The sequence below is a fragment of the Pseudomonas sp. 7-41 genome (assembly GCF_021233075.1).
In the GTDB taxonomy this organism is placed as follows: Bacteria; Pseudomonadota; Gammaproteobacteria; order Pseudomonadales; family Pseudomonadaceae; genus Aquipseudomonas; species Aquipseudomonas veronii.
This window is the reverse complement of record NZ_CP089551.1, coordinates 2,874,207-2,893,744: the sequence shown is the minus strand read 5'-3', so window position 1 is coordinate 2,893,744 and position 19,538 is coordinate 2,874,207. Positions and strand designations below refer to the sequence as shown.

Here is a 19,538-nt window from a genome sequence, read left to right as displayed (position 1 = left end):
ATACGCAGCCTGACGTAACGCAGTACGTCATTTGACGTATGCCGTTGCGCACCAATGCAGGGCAGGATCGCGCTCCCCTGGCCACTGCGATCCCATGTGGGAGGGAGCTTGCTCCCGATGGCGGTGGGTCAGTCAACTGATTAGCGACTGACACAGCGTCATCGGGAGCAAGCTCCCTCCCACATTTGGCTCCCAGCGCAGTCGAGGGCATGGAACTTGCTCACTCCCTTCGTCCACTCTGCGGAGCCTCACCATCGTGCAATCCCCTCCCGGCACCCAGCGCATCGTCAAGATCCGCCGCGACTACAATTCCTGGGTCGCCGACGAGACCATGGAAGACTACGCCCTGCGCTACACCCCCAAATCCTTTCGCAAGTGGTCGGAGCTGCGCATCGCCAACACCGCCCTGGGCGCGGTGTCGTTCCTGGCGCTGGAGGCGATCGGCGGCGTCTTGGTGCTGAGTTACGGCTTCACCAACACCTTCTGGGCGATCCTGGCCATCAGCCTGGTGATCTTCCTCACCGGCCTGCCCATCAGCTATTACGCCGCCCGCTATGGCGTGGACATGGACTTGCTGACCCGTGGCGCCGGCTTCGGCTATATCGGTTCAACCATCACCTCGCTGATCTACGCCAGCTTCACCTTCCTGTTCTTCGCCCTGGAAGCGGCGATCATGGCGCTGGCACTGGAGTTGTATTTCCATATCCCGCTGGCCTTCGCCTACGTGATCTGCTCGCTGCTGGTGATTCCGCTGGTGGCCTACGGCGTCACGCTGATCAGTCGCCTGCAACTGTGGACCCAACCGCTGTGGCTGTTTTTGCTGGTGTTGCCCTATGGTTTCGTGTGGTGGAAAAACCCCGACGCGTTCAGCGACTGGACCAGCTTTGTCGGGCGCAGCGGCGACGGCGGCGGTTTCAACCTGCTGGCGTTCTGCGCCGCCTGTACCGTGGCGCTGTCGCTGGTGACGCAGATCGGCGAGCAAGTGGACTACCTGCGCTTTCTCCCGGAAAAGACCGCCGCCAACCGCAAGCGCTGGTGGGCCGCCCTGCTCTGCTCCGGCCCCGGGTGGATTATCCCCGGCGCGTTGAAGATGTTTGGCGGCGCGTTCCTGGCGTTCCTTGCCCTGCAACATGAAATCCCCATGGAACGCGCCGCCGAGCCGACCCAGATGTACCTGGTCGCCTTCCGTTATGTGTTCAGCTCGCCGGAATGGGCCCTCGGCGCCATGGTGCTGTTCGTGTTCATCTCGCAGATGAAGATCAACCTGACCAACGCCTACGCCGGCTCCCTGGCCTGGTCGAACTTCTTCGCCCGCGTCACCCACAGTCACCCCGGGCGCGTGGTGTGGCTGGTGTTCAACGTGGCCATTGCGTTGATGTTGATGGAGCTGGGCGTGTTCGATGTGATCGATCAGGTGCTGGGGCTGTACGCGAATATTGCGATTGCCTGGATCGGTACATTGGTCGCCGACCTGGTGATCAACAAGCCCCTGGGACTGTCGCCCAAACACATCGAGTTCAAGCGCGCGCACCTCTACGACATCAATCCGGTGGGTGTCGGCTCGATGCTGATTGCCTCGCTGCTGTCGATCCTCGCCCACTTCGGCCTGTTTGGCGCCCTGGCCCAGGCCGCGCCGCCCTTCGTCGCCCTCGGCACGGCGCTGGTGATGGCGCCGCTGTTGGCCTGGATGACCCAGGGCAAGTACTACATCGCACGCACCAGCGACGCCCAATTGATTCACCCGGTGGCACCCGCCACCCATGCGGTCTGCGGGCTGTGCAGCAACCCGTTCGAGACGGCGGACATGGCGTTCTGCCCGGCCTACAGCACGCCCATCTGTTCGTTGTGTTGCTCATTGGATGCGCGCTGCGGCGACCGTTGCAAACCCCATGCGCGGCTGGTCAGCCAGTTTGAAGGCGTGCTGCGCCGGTTGCTGCCCAACAGCCTGATGCCGCGCCTGCATACACGGCTGGCCCATTACCTGGGGCTGTTATCGGTGCTGGTGCTGCTGCTCGCCGGCGCCCTGGCCTTGATCTACGTGCAGGCGGCCCAGGGTTTGCCGCATTCGCAAACCCTGTACCAGGCGTTCTTCAAAGCGTTCCTGACCCTGTCGGTGCTGGCCGCCGTGCTCGCCTGGTGGGTGGTGCTGACCCGCGAAAGCCGCCGCGTCGCCCAGCAGGAATCCGACCGCCAGACCCTGCTGCTGATGCAGGAAATCGACGCCCACAGCCTCACCGACCAGGCCCTGCAACAGGCCAAGGAAGCCTCGGAAGCCGCCAACGCTGCCAAGAGCCGCTACGTCACCGGGCTGTCCCATGAACTGCGCACACCGCTGAACAGCATCCTCGGTTTCACCCAGATTCTGCAGCGCGACAGCGCCATGCCCGAGCAGCATCAGGACGCGCTGGCGACCATCCTGCGCAGCGGCTCGCACTTGCTGTCATTGATCGACGGCCTGCTCGACGTGGCCAAGATCGAGGCCGGCAAGTTACGCCTGGAACTCACCGAAATCCCCTTCCCCGAACTGATCCACGACCTGGAGCAGATGTTCACCCCCCAAGCCCAGGACAAGGGCCTGCGCTTTCGCCTGGACTGCGTCGGCAAGATCCCCGCCGTGGTGCGCGGTGATGAAAAACGCGTGCGCCAGATCCTGATCAACCTGCTCGGCAATGCGGTGAACTTCACCGACAGCGGCGAAGTGTGCCTGCGGGTCAGCTACATGCGCGAGACCGCCAACTTTGAAATCATCGACACCGGCATCGGCATCGACCCCGGGCAGATCGAGCGGATCTTCCAGCCGTTCGAGCGCGGCGACCTGATGCGCCAGGACAAGGGCGTAGGCCTGGGGCTGACCATCACGCGCATGCTCACCGCGCTGATGGGCGGCGAGCTACGCGTTACCAGCGAGCTGGACAAGGGCACCTGTTTCCAGGTGCGCCTGTTCCTGTCCCAGGTGCGCGCGCCGCAGGCGGTGGTGCATGTGGAACACGACATCATCGGCTACCAGGGCGCACGCCGACGCATTCTGGTGGTGGACGACCATGTGGACCACCGCAAGGTACTCAGCGGCATGCTCACGCCTCTGGGCTTTGAGGTGATCCAGGCGAGCAACGGCCAGGATGCGATTCGCCAGGTCGCGCTGCTGGCGCCGGACCTGATCCTGATGGACCTGTCGATGCCGACCCTGGACGGCCTGGAAACCAGCCGGCTGATCCGCCGCAATGCACTGTCCACCGCGCCGATCATCGTGATCTCGGCCAACGCCTTTACCGACGACCGCGAACGCAGCATCGCCGCCGCCTGCAACGACTACCTGGCCAAGCCGGTGCGTACCCCGGAGCTGCTCGGACGCCTGCAACAACACCTCGGCCTGCAATGGCTGCGGCGCACCAAAACCTTCGTCGCGCCGCCACCGCCCAGCGTGCTGCCGAGCGCCGACGACCTCGCCGTGCTCGCCGAACTCAGCGCGATCGGCTACGTGCGGGGCCTGCACGAAAAACTCGACACGATCCTCGAACGCCGCCCGGACGCCGCACCGTTCATCAGCAAAGTGCGCGGGTTGCTCAAGGGTTTCCGCCTGGATGAACTCAACCGAACCCTCAAGGAGGCCGAAGATGAATGTACTCACCCGTAGCACTGAACCCGGCGTGGTACTGATCGTCGACGACACCCCGGACAACCTGGCCATGCTCTCCGACGCCCTCGACGACGCCGGCTACATGGTGCTGGTGGCGCTCGACGGGCTCAGCGCGCTGAACCGCGTGCAACGCCGGCGCCCGGACCTGATCCTGCTGGACGCGATGATGCCGGGCCTGGACGGTTTCGAGACCTGCCGCCGGCTCAAGGCGTTACCTGCCAGCGCGGACATCCCGGTGGTGTTCATGACCGGGCTGACCGACAGCAAGCATGTGGTGCAAGGCTTTGAAGTGGGCGGCAGCGACTACGTGACCAAGCCGATCCAGACCGACGAGGTGCTGGCGCGCGTGGCGGCGCATTTACGCACCTCGCGCATCCTGCTGTCGGCGCGGGCGGCGACGCAACCGAGTGTGTTGACCCTGGAGGATGAGCCGGCGCACAAGCTGTTGTCGGCGCGCTTTCAACTGACCGAGCGCGAGGTCGAGGTGCTGCGCTGGGTGGCGTGCGGCAAGACCAATCGGGACATCGGCGATATCTTGGGGCTGAGCCCGCGGACGGTGAACAAGCACCTGGAACATGTGTATGTGAAGTTGGGGGTGGAGACGCGCACGGCGGCGACGTCGGTGGCCTTGGCCGCGATGAGCCCGAGCCGGGCGCCCATGTTGGCGACGTTTTAATGTGGGAGCTGGCCAGTGCCCGCATCGGCTTGTCGTTGCTTGTGTACGCCAGCCAGTTCGGCGTCATCCTCGATGAGTTGTTCAACCGGGCCGAAACAGCGGCGCATCACCGTCACCAGCTCCGGATCAAAATGCACGCCCGATTGTTCAAGAATATAGGCCTGCGCCCGCTCAGGGCTCCAGGCCCGCTTATAGGGACGTTCCATACGCAACGCATCATAGACATCACACAACGCGACAATCCTTGCCGACAGCGGAATGTCCTTTCCGGCAAGCCCTTGCGGATAGCCGCTGCCGTCCCATTTTTCATGGTGACCGTAGGCAATGTCCGCGGCCATATCGGTCAGGTCCGTGGCGTGTGCATCTTGCAGGATTGCATGGCCGATGCGCGGATGCTCCATCATCTGCTGGCGTTCCGGCACGGTTAATGGGCCTTCCTTGTGCAAGATCCGATCAGGAATGCCGATTTTCCCCAAGTCATGCATCGGCGCCGCCAATCGAATCAGCTCGCACCACCTCTGCGGCATACCGATTGCTTCGGCCATCAAGGCCGCGGTTTCGCCAATGCGCAATACATGGGCGCCCGTTTCATCATCGCGATAGCAGGCCGCACGACTCAATGCGCGGATCATGGCGCAATAACTTTCCTGCAACTGAGCGGTGCGCTCAAACACCCTTTGCTCCAACTCACTGTTCAGGTCTTGCAGTTGGCGGGTGGCATGGGACAAGCGCAGAGCGTTGCGTATGCGCAATAGCAGCTCAGGCAAATCCAACGGTTTGGTCAGATAATCGTTGGCCCCCAGTTCAAGGCCGAGACGCCGGCTTTGCGGCTCGCTCAATGCCGTCAAGATAATCACGGGAGACCTTGAGCGATTGCGATCGCTGAGTTGGCGCAGAATCTCAAACCCATCGGGCGCGGGCATATCCAGATCCAATAGCAGCAGATCCCACGGTTGCTCTTTGAGCCAAACCAGCCCGCTGGCCGAGTCGGCGAAACTCAAGACGTTGCGCAAACCGAAGGCTTTCAGGCTGGACTCCAGCAAGCGCAGGTTCGCAGCCACATCATCGATAATCACAATTCGGGTATCGGCGGGGATATCACTGAACATTCGGTTTCTCCACTTGCATCATCGCGCGTATGAGTTCGCGTAGCTCATTGGGTTCCAGCGGTTGTTTAAGCACTGCTTGAAACTCACACCCCAACGTCGCGAGCAGGTGTGGTGATGTACACAGCAGAATAAGAAGGATTTGATCGCCACCTGGTAAACGTCGTAACCGCGACAGCGCATCGATCAAGTCATTTCCCAGTAAGTCACAGTCAATCAGCATGACGTCCGGCGCCGTGTCGCGCCGTACCTGCTCCAGACACTGCGCAAGCGTTCCGTGGCGCAGGGCCACCATGCCCGTCAACGTGTCTTCAAGACAGCGCAGCGTCTCGTCGTCCTGCCCCACGAAACACAGCGAGAGCAAGCGCTTGTGGACCTTGGGTGCCGCGATGCCTTGGGGCAGATCGACCCAAAAGCGACTGCCGACACCCGTTTCGCTGATGAGCCCCATGCTGCCGTTCATCAACGTGGCGAGTTCTCGGCACAACGCAAGGCCGATACCGGTGCCTTGGATTGCGGTGTTTTCCTGGCCCAAACGCTGGAACGGCTCGAACAGCGCGCCTTGCAGGGCTGCGGAAATACCTGCGCCACCATCTTCGACAAACACCCGCACGCGCCCCTTGCCATGGAGTTCAGCCCCCATGAACAAGCGAGCGTGAGGGCGGTTGTACTTGATGGCGTTGGACAGTAGGTTCAGCAGGATCTGGCGCAGGCGCCTGGCATCGGCCAGCACACTCAGCGCGGGGCTCGTCGACTGCAACTCAAGGTCAAGACCCGCAGCCTTGGCCTGGGAACGGACCATTTCGGCACATTCGCGCATCAGTCCGTCGACCTCCAGGACACGCATCTGCAAGCGCGGCGCCTCCGCCTGCAGGCTCGACCAGTCGAGCAAATCGTCGACCAGGTGAGCCAGGTGCTGGCTGGCGCCCAGGATCTCATCAAGGGATTTGGCCTCCTCCTGCCCATCGGCCACTTGCAGGCGCAATAACTGGGCGAATCCATGAATCGAATTCAGCGGTGTGCGTAATTCGTGGCTCATGCTGGAGATAAAACGCGACTTCGCCTTGCTCGCTCCTTGCGCTTCAAGGGTACGGCGACGCAGATCCTCTTCAACCTGTTTAAGCGTGTCGATATCGACAAACGTACCTGCGGATAAACGCATGCGCGCATCGAGAGACTCGATCAGGCGTCCACGGCACAAAAACCAGATCGGCGAGCCATCGGGCCGCAATAAACGTAACTCCAGGTCGATCACCGATGCGGCGCCGGTGCGCAACGCGTTGAGCGCCCGATCAAGCGCCTGCACATCTTCGGGGTCGACGTGATCGTAAAAACAGAAGCGCTCCAGTTGGCACGCCGGCACCCCGAAACGGGTGCAGAACGCTTCGCTCAACGACAGGCGATCAGTATCCAGGCGGTATTCCCAGAGCCCGGCGGTGATGCTTTCAACGACAAGATTGAGGCGGTTCTGCGCCGCGTTGCGCCGTGCTTCACTGGATGACAGTTGGGCGCCCATTGACAGCACGTTGCCCGCCATTTCATCCAGCTCACGAATGCTCGAACGCGCGCGCTGCGGGAGCCACTGGCCGTTGCCAATTTGCTGCAGCATGTCTCTGATATCGCGGATCGGCCGCCGCAGGCTATGGCTCAATTTACGCGCACGAATCCACATGTAACTGAAGAACGCGAGGTAAAACATCACCAGGCCGGCAATCATCAAATAGCCGATGTTGCGGTAATGGAGCGCCAAGCTGTTCGTGGCCGCCATGACGGCCTCTTCATCGGCGACCGCCAGCAATCGCCAGCCCGCCGGCTTCACTTCGGCCCATGCGACCAGATGGGTGCGCCCGTTGAGCACGACTTCGGCGCTGCCACGACTATTGCGCGCGACAGCGGCCGCCAACTCCCGAGGGTCCACCGCGTCGATCAGATTTGAACCCGCAAGGTTGACCGCGCCTTCATTCGTGGCCTTCGACCCCGAACCACTCCAGTTGCCTTTTTCAAAGTCATGTTCGGCTTCGGGCGGTAACACCATGATCTTCATGTCCGCGCCGACGAGCATCAAGTACCCGCCCCACGGCACCTTAAGCGTGGAAATTTCTTTCAGCAGATCGCCCACGGTGATATCCAGCCCGACCACGCCTTCGAGAAAGTTGCGCTCATAAACAGGCGCGATCGCGGACATCATCAAGCCATGACCCGCCGGGTCGAGGTAGACGTCAGTCCAGCGAACCCCTCGCTGCGGGTTATGTTCGGCATCGGCCAGATAATAAAAGTTATAACCGGGTATCTGCATATCATGCGGATATTGTTCATCGGCACGAATCCACGGATAAATCCGGTTGTAACTGTCCCACGTATTGAAATAGACACTGGCGACCATCGGTTCATGATCTTTGATCGCACGCATCAATGGGTCGAGGCTGGACAACCTCTGCACTTTACCCAGGTTCTGTTGCGCGACAGGTGTGACCGACGAGTAGAACGACGCCGCTCCGCCCAGGTCTTTTCCGCTGTAAAGAGCTCCATCAGCAGAAGTGCTTAATGTTTCACTCAAGGGTGTTGAAGCGGCACGCAGTGAGTTAGCCGTCATATCCGCAAATAGCTGAGTGACATCGGCGATGTGGGTTAATTGATCTTGAATGATTCGGGTGTTCTGGTCGGCAGTTGCGCCAAGGCTTTCAATTGCACTGCGTTCCAAATAATCGAGTTGCGATACACGGATCGCCTGATTGGTCAGCAGGTAACAAGCAATCAGAATCGTCTCCACCAGGACCAACGGGATTAATGCACTCTGCATGAACGCCCGCCAGATCCACTGACGCAAGCCTATTTGAGAAGAGCTTTCATTCACTACCAGCACTCCTGCAAATGGCATCAGCCTGTTATTTGAATAGTGGCAATACGATGTCAAAAAAACGATAGCTCATCCGGTGAAGCGTTTCCATACTTTTTATGAGGGCAATCATTGAAAATGACTGGAGCGCTGTACTGCGCGCCGCAAGCGAAATGGAAGAATCAAACGCGGCGGTCAATCGTCTGCTGACTGAGCTTGGCTCGCATCAAGGCGGATAAATCCAGGGCAAACAGCTTCCGCGTTTAGGCAGACACCATCGCACCAAGCAAGAGTGGCATGAGGTCGTATTCGCCTGGCATACGTGCTCCCATACTTGCCGGTAAGATTACTCGCCGCAGGCCTTATCGATCAGGCTATGATCGCGCTCTATGAATCGGATATGCCCCATGACTTATGGCCGTTGACCTACAAGCGCTCTACCCCAAACTGATCCATCTGATGTTGGATACAGTGTTTGTGGTTGATAGAGACGACCACATTGTTTTTGTGAGTGATGCCTGTGAGGCCCTGCTGGGTTACCGTCCTGACGAGCTGAACGGCACCCCTATCACCCGCTATATGCATCCTGAAGACCTGGCTAGCACACGGGACTCGATTGCCCGCGTCATGAATGGTCAATTCCACTTCGATTTCCGCAACCGTTACATCCGTAAGGATGGAGGCGTCGTGTACATCCTGTGGGCGGCATTCTGGTCGGAAGAGGTTGGTGCAAGGATTGGCGTCGCACGCAACGTGACGGCTTTGACTCAGGCCGAGGAGGAGTTACGTTTCCTCGCGCATCATGATCCGCTGACAAAACTAACCAACCGCTCGATTTTCAGTGATCGACTGAAATCTGCCCTGCACGTCGCGCACCGTCACAATAGTCAGTTGGCTTTGCTGTTTCTGGATATCAATGACTTCAAGAGTATCAATGACGTCCATGGCCACGCCGCGGGGGATCGTATTCTTTGCATGATTGCCCGACGTCTAGAAAGCTGCATACGTGAGACGGATACCGTGGCCCGGATGGGCGGCGATGAATTTACGGTGCTGTTGACCGATATCCAGTCGAGAGACGCCATTTCCAAGAAGTTAGAACAGATTCACAACGTCATGGCTGCGCCACTACCGCCTGAATTCGGCGCACTCAAGATGCCGTCGTGCAGTATCGGCGTTGCCTATTATCCCGAGGACGGCAAGGATGCCGACACACTGCTCACCTACTCGGATAATGAAATGTACCGGATGAAAAGGCATCGTTTTTTAGACAATAAAGAGCCCGGTACATAAGTCAAATTCAAGAAGTGCGTCCGCCCGGCCAAGTCATCCAGCGGACTGCGCAAAACCAAGACACGGTATTCACTTACGTGGTCACCCGCCCATCAGATGAGAAATCGTCGAGGGCAGTTGAGTGGTTGGATCAATCCGAGGCAGGTGCGGGTTCTTGCTTCGGTTGGCTCTTGCTGAGAACGAACCACACCGCTAAACAAATAAGCCCGCCGCCGTAAAAAAGTTGTTGCAGTAGTTAAGGGGAAAAGGCCAGTTATACGGAAGCCATGGTGGACGCCTCTAAGTCTGGAGTCTCACCGTAAGGGTGTTCGAAATGTACCCGCACTCCGATTCTTGCTGCCGAAAACGGATGTGCGTCAAGGGGCTTGGACGCTACGCTCTGGAGCTGGCGCGCTGCAGGTCTCGGTATCTGGATGACCTACCCACCAAAGGTCTGTGAGGGCCGGCGCAGCGTCGGATCAAACGGATTGATCCGGGGCCCGATCGCCGCCGCTTCGCGCTTGAGCAACTCCACCACCATCGGCAGGCGACTCGGCCCCAATCGGTCGCTGATGGTCGCCACGCTCAATGCTGCCACCGCATGGCCGTCCCGGTTCAGGATCGGCACCGCCAATCCCGCCATGCCTTCCAGCACGCCGGTATTGCGCGCCGCATAACCCAGATTGCGCACGTTCTCCACTTCCGAACGCAACAGCACCTCGTCATACAGGTGAAAATCCTTGAGCCTTGGCAAGTTGTAGCGGATCACCGTCTCGCGCTCTTCCTCCGGCAAAAAGGCCAGGATCGCCAGGCTGCCCTGCCCCACGCCCAATGCCACGCGCCCGCCGATATCACCCGTGAAAGTACGAATCGGGTACGGGCCTTCGCTGCGGTCCAGGCAGATCGCATCAAAGCCGCTGCGCGCCAGCAAAAACAATGAATCCCCCAGGGACGCACTGAGGCGCAGCATGCTCGGCCTTACCAGGTCGCGCAGGTTGCCGGTCTTGCCCGCGTTCGCCGCCAGAGCGAAGAACTCCAGGCTCAGGCGATAGCGTTTGCTGCGCGCGTCCTGCTCGACCATACCTTCATCCATCAGGCTGCGCAGCAGGCGGTGGGTGGTGGGTTGGGACAGGCCGACCTGTTGTGCGAGCTGAGTCACGCGTTCGCCGCCGTCGGGCACGCCGCCCAAGGTACGCAGCAATGCGAACAAGCGAGACACGCCGCCCGCCCCCACTTCCTTGGTATTTTCATTCCGCTCAGTAGAATTCATAGCGTGTTATCTCATCAATAATTCTTGTCAGTGAATAAAACTGAAAAAAACACTCCATTCAGTGAAATCCCATCTTTCGCCCATCCTAGTCTTCGTCCTAATCTGCGTCCACAGGGGCGAAATGAACAACAACCGGCAGCCGACTCAAGATCGAGCGCCAACGCACCCGCAACACCCTTTTCGCATCTGCCCAAAACAAAAAAGCGCGTTTCGACGCGACTCAAAAAAGGTGGAACGCAGACATGGCATTTCTCCAACTCAACGCCTTGAGCAAACGCTACGGCGCCGTCGACGCGGTGGTCGCCACTGACCTTGCGGTGGAAAAAGGCGAGTTCGTTTCCCTGCTCGGCCCCTCGGGCTGCGGCAAGACCACCACCCTGCAAATGATCGCCGGCTTCGTCGACGTGAGCGCTGGGCAAATCCTGCTCGACGGTCGCGACATCACCCACGCCAAGCCCGCCAGCCGTGGCCTGGGCGTGGTGTTCCAAAGCTATGCGCTGTTCCCGCACATGACCGTGCGCGACAACATCGCCTTCGGCCTGAAGATGCGCAAAGTGCCGGCCGCCGAGATCGCCGCCAAGGTCAAGACCGTGCTGGAGCTGGTGCGCCTGGCCCCCCACGCCGACCGTTACCCCCGGGAATTGTCCGGCGGCCAGCGCCAACGCGTGGCCCTGGCGCGCGCGCTGGTGATTGAGCCGCCGGTATTGTTGCTGGATGAGCCGCTGTCCAACCTCGACGCGAACCTGCGCGAAGAGATGCAGTTTGAAATCCGCCGCATCCAGCACGCGGTGGGCATCACCACCCTGATGGTCACTCATGACCAGGCCGAGGCGCTGTCCATCAGCGACCGTGTGGTGGTGATGCAGGCCGGGCGCGTGACGCAGATCGACGTGCCCTACAAGCTGTATGAACACCCGCGGACGCGCTTTATCTCGGACTTCGTCGGCAAGGCTAACCTGCTGGCCGGCGATTACGACGCACGCGGCATCCCGCAGGTGCGCCACGCCGCGGGTGACGGCAAACTGGTCTTGAGCCTGCGCCCGGAAAAAATCCAGCTGGTGGGCGCAAGCGAAGGTCGCCTGCAAGGCCAGGTGCTCGACCGCTACTTCTTCGGCAGCCAGTGGCTGTACCGAATCCATACCGCGCTGGGCGAAATCACCGTGGTGCGCAGCAACGACGGCAGCGCGCCGCTGGGTAGCGGCGCGGCAGTCGGCCTGGACTGGCAAGCCGACTTGCTGCGGGTGCTGACGGCGGATGAGGTACACCCATGAGTCGCGGCTATCTACTCTCGCTGCCGGCGTTGCTGCTGTTCGCCGGGCTGCTGATTCTGCCGCTGGGCCTGACCCTGGTGCTGTCGTTCAACGTGTTCGACTACCAAGTGGGGGTGAAGGCCGATGAGTGGACCTTGGCTCATTACCTGGCGTTGTTCAGCGACGCGTACTTCTACGAAATCTTCTGGCGCACCTTCTGGATCAGCGCGCTAGTGACGCTGCTCTGCGTGGTGATTGGCGTGCCCGAAGCCTACATCCTCAGCCGCATGGGTACGCCGTGGCGCTCGATCTTCCTGATCCTGATCCTCACGCCGTTGTTGATTTCGGTGGTGGTGCGAGCGTTCGGCTGGAGCCTGCTGCTCGGCGCCGACGGGCTGGTCAACCAGGTGATCCAGGCACTGGGCGGGCGCCCGGTGAAGCTGTTGTACACGCCGTTCGCGGTGATCATTGCGCTGGTACACGTGATGCTGCCGTTCATGATCATTCCAGTGTGGACCTCCCTGCAAAAGCTCGACCCCTCGGCCGAACAGGCGGCTTTGTCGCTGGGCGCGAGCCAGGCCACGGTGATGCGCAAGATCGTGTTGCCCCAGGTAATGCCGGGCGTGCTGTCCGGCACCCTGATCGTGTTCGGCCTGGCCGCCAGCTCCTTTGCGATCCCCGGCCTGCTCGGTGGGCGGCGCCTGAAAATGGTCGCCACCGTGGTGTACGACCAGTACCTCTCGGAACTCAACTGGCCCATGGGCGCGACCATCGCGGTGGTCCTGCTGTTGGTCAATCTGCTGATCATGCTGAGCTGGAACCGCATGGTCGAAGGCCGCTACAAAAAGTCCCTGGGGGTTTAAGCGCATGTCCAGAAACGGTCCTTTGGCCCTTGGCTTCCACGGCCTGGTAGTGGTGTTCATGATGGCGCCGCTGGTGGTGGTGTGCCTGGTGGCCTTCACCACGGAAAATACCTTGAGCCTGCCCACGTCGGGCTTCTCCCTGCGCTGGTTTCGCGCGGTGTTCGAGCGTGCCGACTTTATCCAGGCGTTCTACAACAGCCTGATCCTGGCATTTACCGCTGCAACCCTGGCGACGCTGATTGCAGTGCCGGCGGCGCTTGCAATCAGCCGGTATCAGTTCCCGGGACGTAACTTCTTCAGTGCGTTGTTCCTGTCGCCGATCATCATCCCGCACCTGGTGTTGGGGGTGGCGATGCTGCGGTTGTTCGCCTTGATGGGCGTCAACGGCAGCTTCACCTGGCTGATGCTGGCGCACGTGGTGATCATCACGCCCTATGTGCTGCGCCTGGTATTGGCGGCGGCAATCGGGATCGATCGCAGTGCCGAGCAGGCGGCCGAATCGCTCGGTGCCGGACGCTTCACGCTGTTTCGCCTGGTGACGTTGCCGATGATCCTGCCCGGCGTGGCCGGCGGCTGGTTGCTGGCCTTCATCAACAGTTTCGACGAAGTGACCTTATCGATCTTCGTCAGCTCGCCGGCCACGCAAACCTTGCCGGTGCGTATGTACGTGTACGCCACCGAATCCATCGACCCGATGATGGCGGCAGTGTCGGCGCTGGTGATTGCCCTCACGGCGGCGGCCATGATTGTGCTCGACCGGGTCTACGGCCTGGATCGCGTGCTGGTGGGAAAACATTGATGGCCTTGTTCAAACGATTGACCGAAACCGCACGCCCTGCCCTGGCGTTTACCCTCGACGGGCAACCGGCCACAGGCTTGCTCGGCGACACCCTGCTGACGGCGGTACTGACCTGCGCCGAGCACCTGCGCGGCAGCGATTTCAGTGCCGAACGCCGCGCCGGGTTTTGCTTGATGGGCGCCTGCCAGGACTGCTGGGTGCGCCTGGCGGACGGACAACGCGTGCGCGCCTGTTCGACCCTGCTGGAAGAAGGCCAGGCGATCAGCCGCGACCCGGGGCGCCAGCTATGAAGCCGGTGGTGATCGTGGGCGCAGGCCCGGCGGGGATCAGTGCCGCGCGCACCCTGTTCGACCACGGCGTAACGCCGTGCCTGGTGGACGAAAGCCTGCGCGGCGGCGGGCAAATCTATCGCCGCCAACCCCCAGGCTTCCAACGCACCGCCAGGCAAATATACGGATTTGAGGCGGGTAAGGCCGAGGCCGTGCATCGCACCCTGGATGAACTGGCGCCGCTGATCGACTACCGGCCCGAAACCCTGGTGTGGAATGCCGAGGATCGGCGCCTGGACCTGTTGAACAACGGTCACGCAGCCAGCGTCGAGTATTCGCGGATCATCGTCGCCACCGGCGCCACCGACCGTATCCTGCCGGTGCCGGGCTGGACCTTGCCCGGTGTCTACAGCCTGGGTGCGGCGCAAATCGCCTTGAAGTACCAAGGTTGCGCCATCGGCGAACGCGTGGCGTTTTGTGGCAGCGGGCCGTTGCTGTATCTGGTGGCGTATCAATACGCCAAGGCCGGCGCCGATGTGGTCGCCGTGCTCGACAGCGCGCCGTTCAGCGCCCAATGCCGCGCCTTGCCGGCGCTGCTCGGACAACCGGCGACCTTGGCCAAGGGCTTGTATTACCGCGCCTGGCTCACGGCCCATGGCGTTCCCGTGCATCAGGGCGTGACGCTGCAGCAGATCGACGGCGAACAACGGGTCAGCGGCATACGTTGGCGCGACCACACCCTGGCCTGCGACGCCGTGGCCTTCGCCCATGCGCTGCGCAGCGAAACGCAGTTGGCAGACCTGCTCGGTTGTGAATTTGCCTGGAATGCCTTGAACCGTGCGTGGTTGCCGCAACGGGACTGTGCCGGGCGCAGCAGCGTCGACGGAGTGTACCTGGCGGGCGACGGTGCCGGGATCATGGGTGCCGATGCCGCGCAGATGGCCGGTGAGCGGGCGGCGTTGGCGGTGCTGGAAGATGCAGGCGTCGCGATCGATCATCAGCGCCCGGCCCTGCTTGAGCGGCAATTGGCGCGCATCCAGCGCTTTCGCCAGGGCCTGGAGACTGCGTTTCCCTTCCCGGCAGACTGGGCCGCGCAGGCGCCGGACGACTTGATGCTGTGTCGCTGTGAAGAAGTCCGGGTTGGCGATATCCGCACCGTGGTGGACGAAGGTCATTGGGAAATCAATCGGGTCAAGGCCCATTGCCGGGTGGGCATGGGCCGCTGCCAGGGGCGCATGTGCGGGCTGGCGGCGGCTGAAATCGTCGCCGAGCGCAGCGGTCGCGGAATAGAAGACGTCGGGCGTTTGCGCGGCCAGGCCCCGATCAAGCCGCTGCCGTTTGGCGTGGAGGTGCAGCCATGATCGACGTCATCGTCCTCGGCGGCGGGATTGTCGGTGCGTCGGCGGCCTTGATGCTGGCGCACAAAGGTCAGCGTGTGGCCTTGGTGGAACGGGACTTCTGCGGCTCGCACTCCAGTGGCGTGAACTATGGCGGCGTGCGGCGCCAGGGACGGCCGTTGCATCAGTTGCCGTTGTCGCAGCGCGCCCATCAATTGTGGGCCGACCTGCCCGGCTTGATCGGTATCGATGGCGAATACGTGCGCTCCGGGCATTTGAAACTGGCGCGCAGTCATGGGGATTTTGCCGCGTTGCAGGCGTATGCCGAACACACGCGGGGCTTTGGCCTGGGCTTGCAGTTGCTCGATTACGCCGAGCTGCGCGCCCGTTTTCCGTGGGTCGGGGATATCGCAGTGGGTGCGTCGTTATGCCCCGAAGATGGCCATGCCAACCCGCGCCTGGTATCCCCCGCCTTCGCCCGTGCCGCGCAACGCCTTGGCGCGTGTGTCTACGAGCAGGCCGAGGTGATCCGCATCGAACATGACAGCCGCCAGTTCCAGGTGGATTGCACCAACGGCCTGCACCTGCAGGCGCCATGGCTGCTCAATTGCGCCGGCGCCTGGGCAGGGACCGTCGCCGCGCAATTCGGCGAGCCGGTCCCCATGACATCTGCGCACCCGGCCATGCTGGTCACCGAGCCGCTGCCCGTGGTGATGAACGTCAGCACCGGCGTCGAAGGCGGCGGGATTTATGCGCGCCAGGTGGCCCGGGGCAATTGCATCCTCGGCGGCGGTCGCGGTTTTGCGCTTGGCCCCCGGCAGGCGCGGCCCGGGCAAGCGGCGGTGCTGGAGATTCTGCGCCATGCCGGCGAGCTGTACCCGTTTCTCAAGGGTGCCCAGGCGATTCGCACCTGGAGCGGCACCGAAGGTTACCTACCCGATCATGAACCGGTGATCGGCCCCAGCAGCACCCAGCCTGGCCTGCTCCACGGTTTCGGCTTTGCCGGCGCCGGGTTCCAGCTGGGCCCGGCGGTCGGTGAAGCCCTGGCAGAGATCGTCTGCACAGGGGCCAGCCGGCAACCCATCGAAGCGTTTTCCATCCGTCGTTTCCAAGCCTGAGAGGAAAAACATCCATGAATACTCGTATTGCGCTGTCCTGCTTGTCCCTCGCTCTGCTCGCCTCCACCGCTCATGCGGCCCCGACGCTGTACCTGGGCATGAACGGCGGCACCATGGAACGGGTGTATGCCGACAAGGTGCTGCCCGCGTTCGAAAAGGCCAATAACGTCAAGGTGGTGATCGTGCCCGGCACGTCGTCGGACATCCTCGCCAAGGTCCAGGCCAACAAAGACAACCCGCAGATGCACGTGATGTTCCTCGACGACGGCATCATGTACCGCGCCATCTCCATGGGCCTGTGCGACAAACTGGCGCCGAGCCCGACCCTGGAGCAGATCCCGGCCAAGGCGAAAATCAAGGACCAAGCCGTGGCCGTGACCCTCGGCGTCACCGGCCTGGGCTACAACGCCAGGCTGTTCAAAGAGAAAGGCTGGGCTGCACCGACCTCATGGATGGACCTGGCCGACCCGCGCTTCAAGGACAAAGTGGTGTTCCAGTCCTTGGCCTCATCGACCTTCGGCCTGCACGGCTTCCTGATGTTCAACCGCCTCCAGGGTGGCTCCGAGACCAACGTGGAACCGGGCTTCAAGGCCTGGCCCAAAACCGTCGGCCCCAACGTGCTGGAGTACATCGCCAGCTCCGCGAAAATCTCCGAGATGGTGCAAACCGACGAAGCGGCGATCTTCCCCCTCACCCCGACCCAGGTCGCCACCCAGAAACTGCTCGGCGTGCCGATGGAATACGCGCAACCCAAGGAAGGCGCCGTGGTGCTGAACGTGGCCGAATGCGTGATCGCACGCAACGACCAACCGGAACTGGCGCAGAAACTCGCGGCCTTCCTGCTGACCGCCGAAGCCCAGGCGCCGGCGCTGGAGGAAGGTGATCAGATCCCGTCAAACCCGACCACGCCCACCAGCGACAAGACCCGCGCCCGAGTGGAGGCGATGCAGGGTTATTTGCAGACGGCGATTTCGATTGATTGGGACCAGGTGAACCAGGCGCGGCCGGAGTGGAATGCGCGGTGGAGTCGGTCGATTGAGCGGTAGCGTTTCATCAGCCTGCTCGGCGCCTACCGAGGTGCGATGGGTAGCGCGCGTTTGTGGGCGGTCTTCAGATAGGCTTGCTCCACAATCGTTCGCACCCGTTCGCCCACCGGCTCACCCATCAGGTAGGCGTCGATCTCTTCATAAGTGCAGCCATATGCCTGCTCATCCAGCTTGCCCGGTGCCAGCTCTTCGAGGTCGGCGGTAGGTTGTTTGTGCACAAGATTCGCCGGGGCACCGAGGGCATCAGCCAGCAGGCGCACCTGGGTCTTGGTCAGGCCCGACAACGGGGCCAGGTCGCACGCGCCGTCACCGAACTTGGTGAAAAACCCCATCAATGCTTCGGCGCCGTGGTCGGTGCCGACCACCAGGCCGTTGTGCAGGTTGGCCATCGCGTACTGCGCGATCATGCGGGTGCGGGCCTTGACGTTGCCTTTGATGAAGTCGACCTGGGCGGCGCTGGCTTCGGTGGCGGTGAGGCAGGCCATCAGGCCGTCGACGCTGGCGGCGATGTTGAGGGTGTCGATGTGGTCGGGGGTGATGAAGGCCAGGGAGGCCTGGGCGGCGCTTTCGTCGGCCTGGGTTTTGTAGGGCAAGCGCAGGGCGATAAAGCCTGCGGCGTAGTCTTCGCTGCGCAGTTGCTCTACCGCCAGTTGGCAGAGGCGCCCGGCCATCAGCGAATCAACGCCGCCGCTGATGCCCAGCACCAGAGCCTTGCAACCGGAATGGCGCAGGGTGGTTTTGATGAAGTCGATACGCCGTTGGATCTCCCGGGGCGCGCCCCCCTTGACCAACGAGCGGTTGATATTCAGTTCCAGGGCAATACGGTCCTGGGTTTGCATGTCACACCTCCACGCTGCCGACGTTGAATACTTGCGTTGCGTACCGCAAAAACGAAGCGTCTTCGCAGACATTCTTGATCGGGTCATCCGAGAATTTCACCACCGGCTCACCGTGTACCCGCACCAGCTTCATCACGATGCTCAGTGGCTCGACGCCTTCCACATCGCAGGCCAGGCTGGTGCCCATGCCGAAGCCGAACTTGGCCTTGCCGCGCACGTGGCGCAGGATCGGCAGGCATTTCTCGAAGTTCAGGCCGTCAGAGAACATCAGGTCCTTGGTCATCGGGTCGATACCCAGTTGCTTGTAGCGGGCCAGGACTTTATCGGCCCAGACGATAGGGTCGCCGGAGTCCTGGCGCAGGCCGTCGTAGAGCTTGGCGAAGTACAGGTCGAAGTCCTTCAGGAAGAAGTCAGTGCTGATGCAGTCGGTCAGGGCGATACCCAGGCGGCCGCGGTATTCACGTACCCAGTTTTCCAGGGCGGCGTTCTGGCTTTCGCGCAGGCGGCCCAGTTGCTGGTGCACCATCAACCATTGGTGGGCCATGGTGCCGATCAGCGGCAGGTCGAACGCGTAGGCCAGGTGCGCGTTGCTGGTGCCGACGAACTGGCCGGGGAAGTCGCGGCGCATGATGTCCACCACTTCGCGCTGGGCCTTGAACGACAGGCGCCGGCGCGTGGAAAAGTCGGAGACGCGCAGGTCGGCAAGTTCGTCGCGGCTGAGGTTTTTCTCCAGCCAGTCGAATTTCTGGTAGAGCTTGCGGGTGACGTCCTCCAGGCTCACATCGGGGTATTTGTCACGGTTGCGCAGCTCGCTGACCAGCGCCAATACCGGCTGTTCGAACATGATGCAGTGCAACATCGGGCCGACGACGCGGATGTTCAGTTGGCCGTCGACTTCGCTGACGTGGATATAGCGCAGGTTGAAGCGGAACAGGCCGAGGAAGCGCTCGTAATCCGGCGTGAGGTATTCGCGAAAGCGTGGGTTGAACAGAAAGCGCAGCTCGCCTTCGCGCATCTGCAGGCCGGCGAGTTTTTCCAGTTCATCGCGCAGTTGCGGGATCAAGTGGCCCAGTTTTTCCTTGGAACGGACGATGAAGTTGTACTCGACGTCGACATTCGGATGCTGGTGCAACACAGCCTGCATCATGGTGAAGGTGTAGTAGTCGGTGTCGAGCAAACCCTGGATCACCGGGGTTTCGTAGTCGTAGGCACTTTCCATG

At 61.6% G+C, this 19,538-nt stretch carries 15 protein-coding genes; 10 read left to right on the top strand and 5 right to left on the bottom strand.

The window, feature by feature from the left end; genetic code table 11:
• Window positions 1–256 precede the first annotated feature (256 nt).
• Both LQ249_RS13140 and LQ249_RS13135 read left to right on the top strand, forming a co-directional pair.
• Window positions 257–3,634: an ATP-binding protein gene (locus LQ249_RS13140; RefSeq protein WP_108526457.1), complete on the top strand. Its 3,378-nt coding sequence runs from the start codon at window positions 257–259 to the stop codon at window positions 3,632–3,634.
• The gene (locus LQ249_RS13135) at window positions 3,615–4,313 is read left to right on the top strand and encodes a response regulator (RefSeq protein WP_079443614.1); all 699 of its coding nucleotides are present in this window, start codon (window positions 3,615–3,617) and stop codon (window positions 4,311–4,313) included. Before LQ249_RS13140 ends, LQ249_RS13135 begins: the two co-directional genes overlap by 20 nt.
• Here the strand turns inward: LQ249_RS13135 and LQ249_RS13130 are convergent.
• Window positions 4,310–5,422 (bottom strand): HD domain-containing phosphohydrolase, encoded by a 1,113-nt coding sequence (locus LQ249_RS13130; protein WP_102617898.1) that lies wholly within the window; start codon window positions 5,420–5,422, stop codon window positions 4,310–4,312. The two genes, LQ249_RS13135 and LQ249_RS13130, sit on opposite strands and share 4 nt — an antisense overlap.
• Entirely contained in the window at window positions 5,412–8,273 is a 2,862-nt protein-coding gene (locus tag LQ249_RS13125) for an ATP-binding protein (protein WP_332840622.1), read from the bottom strand. The genes LQ249_RS13130 and LQ249_RS13125 overlap by 11 nt, the downstream gene beginning before the upstream one ends.
• Before the next feature lie 396 nt (window positions 8,274–8,669).
• Between LQ249_RS13125 and LQ249_RS13120 the strand changes: the two genes are divergently transcribed.
• A complete protein-coding gene (locus LQ249_RS13120; protein WP_046383760.1) occupies window positions 8,670–9,548 on the top strand; it encodes a GGDEF domain-containing protein in 879 nt (292 codons plus the stop codon).
• A gap of 418 nt (window positions 9,549–9,966) precedes the next feature.
• Here LQ249_RS13120 and LQ249_RS13115 read toward each other — a convergent pair whose 3' ends face one another.
• Entirely contained in the window at window positions 9,967–10,797 is an 831-nt protein-coding gene (locus tag LQ249_RS13115; RefSeq protein ID WP_046383761.1) for an IclR family transcriptional regulator, read from the bottom strand.
• 242 nt (window positions 10,798–11,039) lie between these two features.
• On the opposite strand from LQ249_RS13115, the gene LQ249_RS13110 reads away from it, so the two are divergent.
• Genes LQ249_RS13110 through LQ249_RS13080 form a run of 7 tightly spaced genes read left to right on the top strand, consistent with a single transcriptional unit; the run spans window position 11,040 to window position 17,479 of the window.
• The gene (locus tag LQ249_RS13110) at window positions 11,040–12,068 is read left to right on the top strand and encodes an ABC transporter ATP-binding protein (protein ID WP_232566524.1); all 1,029 of its coding nucleotides are present in this window, start codon (window positions 11,040–11,042) and stop codon (window positions 12,066–12,068) included.
• A complete protein-coding gene (locus LQ249_RS13105; protein WP_046383763.1) occupies window positions 12,065–12,910 on the top strand; it encodes an ABC transporter permease in 846 nt (281 codons plus the stop codon). The genes LQ249_RS13110 and LQ249_RS13105 overlap by 4 nt, the downstream gene beginning before the upstream one ends.
• 4 nt (window positions 12,911–12,914) lie before the next feature.
• Complete coding sequence (locus tag LQ249_RS13100; protein ID WP_232566523.1) at window positions 12,915–13,709, top strand: ABC transporter permease; 795 nt, start codon at window positions 12,915–12,917, stop codon at window positions 13,707–13,709.
• On the top strand, window positions 13,709–13,999 hold the full coding sequence (locus LQ249_RS13095; RefSeq protein ID WP_046383765.1) for a (2Fe-2S)-binding protein: 291 nt from the start codon (window positions 13,709–13,711) through the stop codon (window positions 13,997–13,999). Before LQ249_RS13100 ends, LQ249_RS13095 begins: the two co-directional genes overlap by 1 nt.
• Window positions 13,996–15,339 (top strand): FAD/NAD(P)-dependent oxidoreductase, encoded by a 1,344-nt coding sequence (locus LQ249_RS13090; protein ID WP_232566522.1) that lies wholly within the window; start codon window positions 13,996–13,998, stop codon window positions 15,337–15,339. The genes LQ249_RS13095 and LQ249_RS13090 overlap by 4 nt, the downstream gene beginning before the upstream one ends.
• Window positions 15,336–16,433: an NAD(P)/FAD-dependent oxidoreductase gene (locus LQ249_RS13085; RefSeq protein ID WP_232566521.1), complete on the top strand. Its 1,098-nt coding sequence runs from the start codon at window positions 15,336–15,338 to the stop codon at window positions 16,431–16,433. Before LQ249_RS13090 ends, LQ249_RS13085 begins: the two co-directional genes overlap by 4 nt.
• Before the next feature lie 14 nt (window positions 16,434–16,447).
• Complete coding sequence (locus LQ249_RS13080) at window positions 16,448–17,479, top strand: ABC transporter substrate-binding protein (protein ID WP_079443607.1); 1,032 nt, start codon at window positions 16,448–16,450, stop codon at window positions 17,477–17,479.
• A 23-nt stretch (window positions 17,480–17,502) separates the two neighbouring features.
• Here the strand turns inward: LQ249_RS13080 and nadE are convergent, their stop codons facing one another.
• Complete coding sequence (gene nadE, locus LQ249_RS13075) at window positions 17,503–18,318, bottom strand: ammonia-dependent NAD(+) synthetase (RefSeq protein WP_232566520.1); 816 nt, start codon at window positions 18,316–18,318, stop codon at window positions 17,503–17,505.
• 1 nt (window position 18,319) lies between these two features.
• Window positions 18,320–19,537, bottom strand: a complete 1,218-nt coding sequence (pncB, locus tag LQ249_RS13070; protein WP_057004796.1) for a nicotinate phosphoribosyltransferase — start codon at window positions 19,535–19,537, stop codon at window positions 18,320–18,322.
• Window position 19,538: the final 1 nt, after the last annotated feature.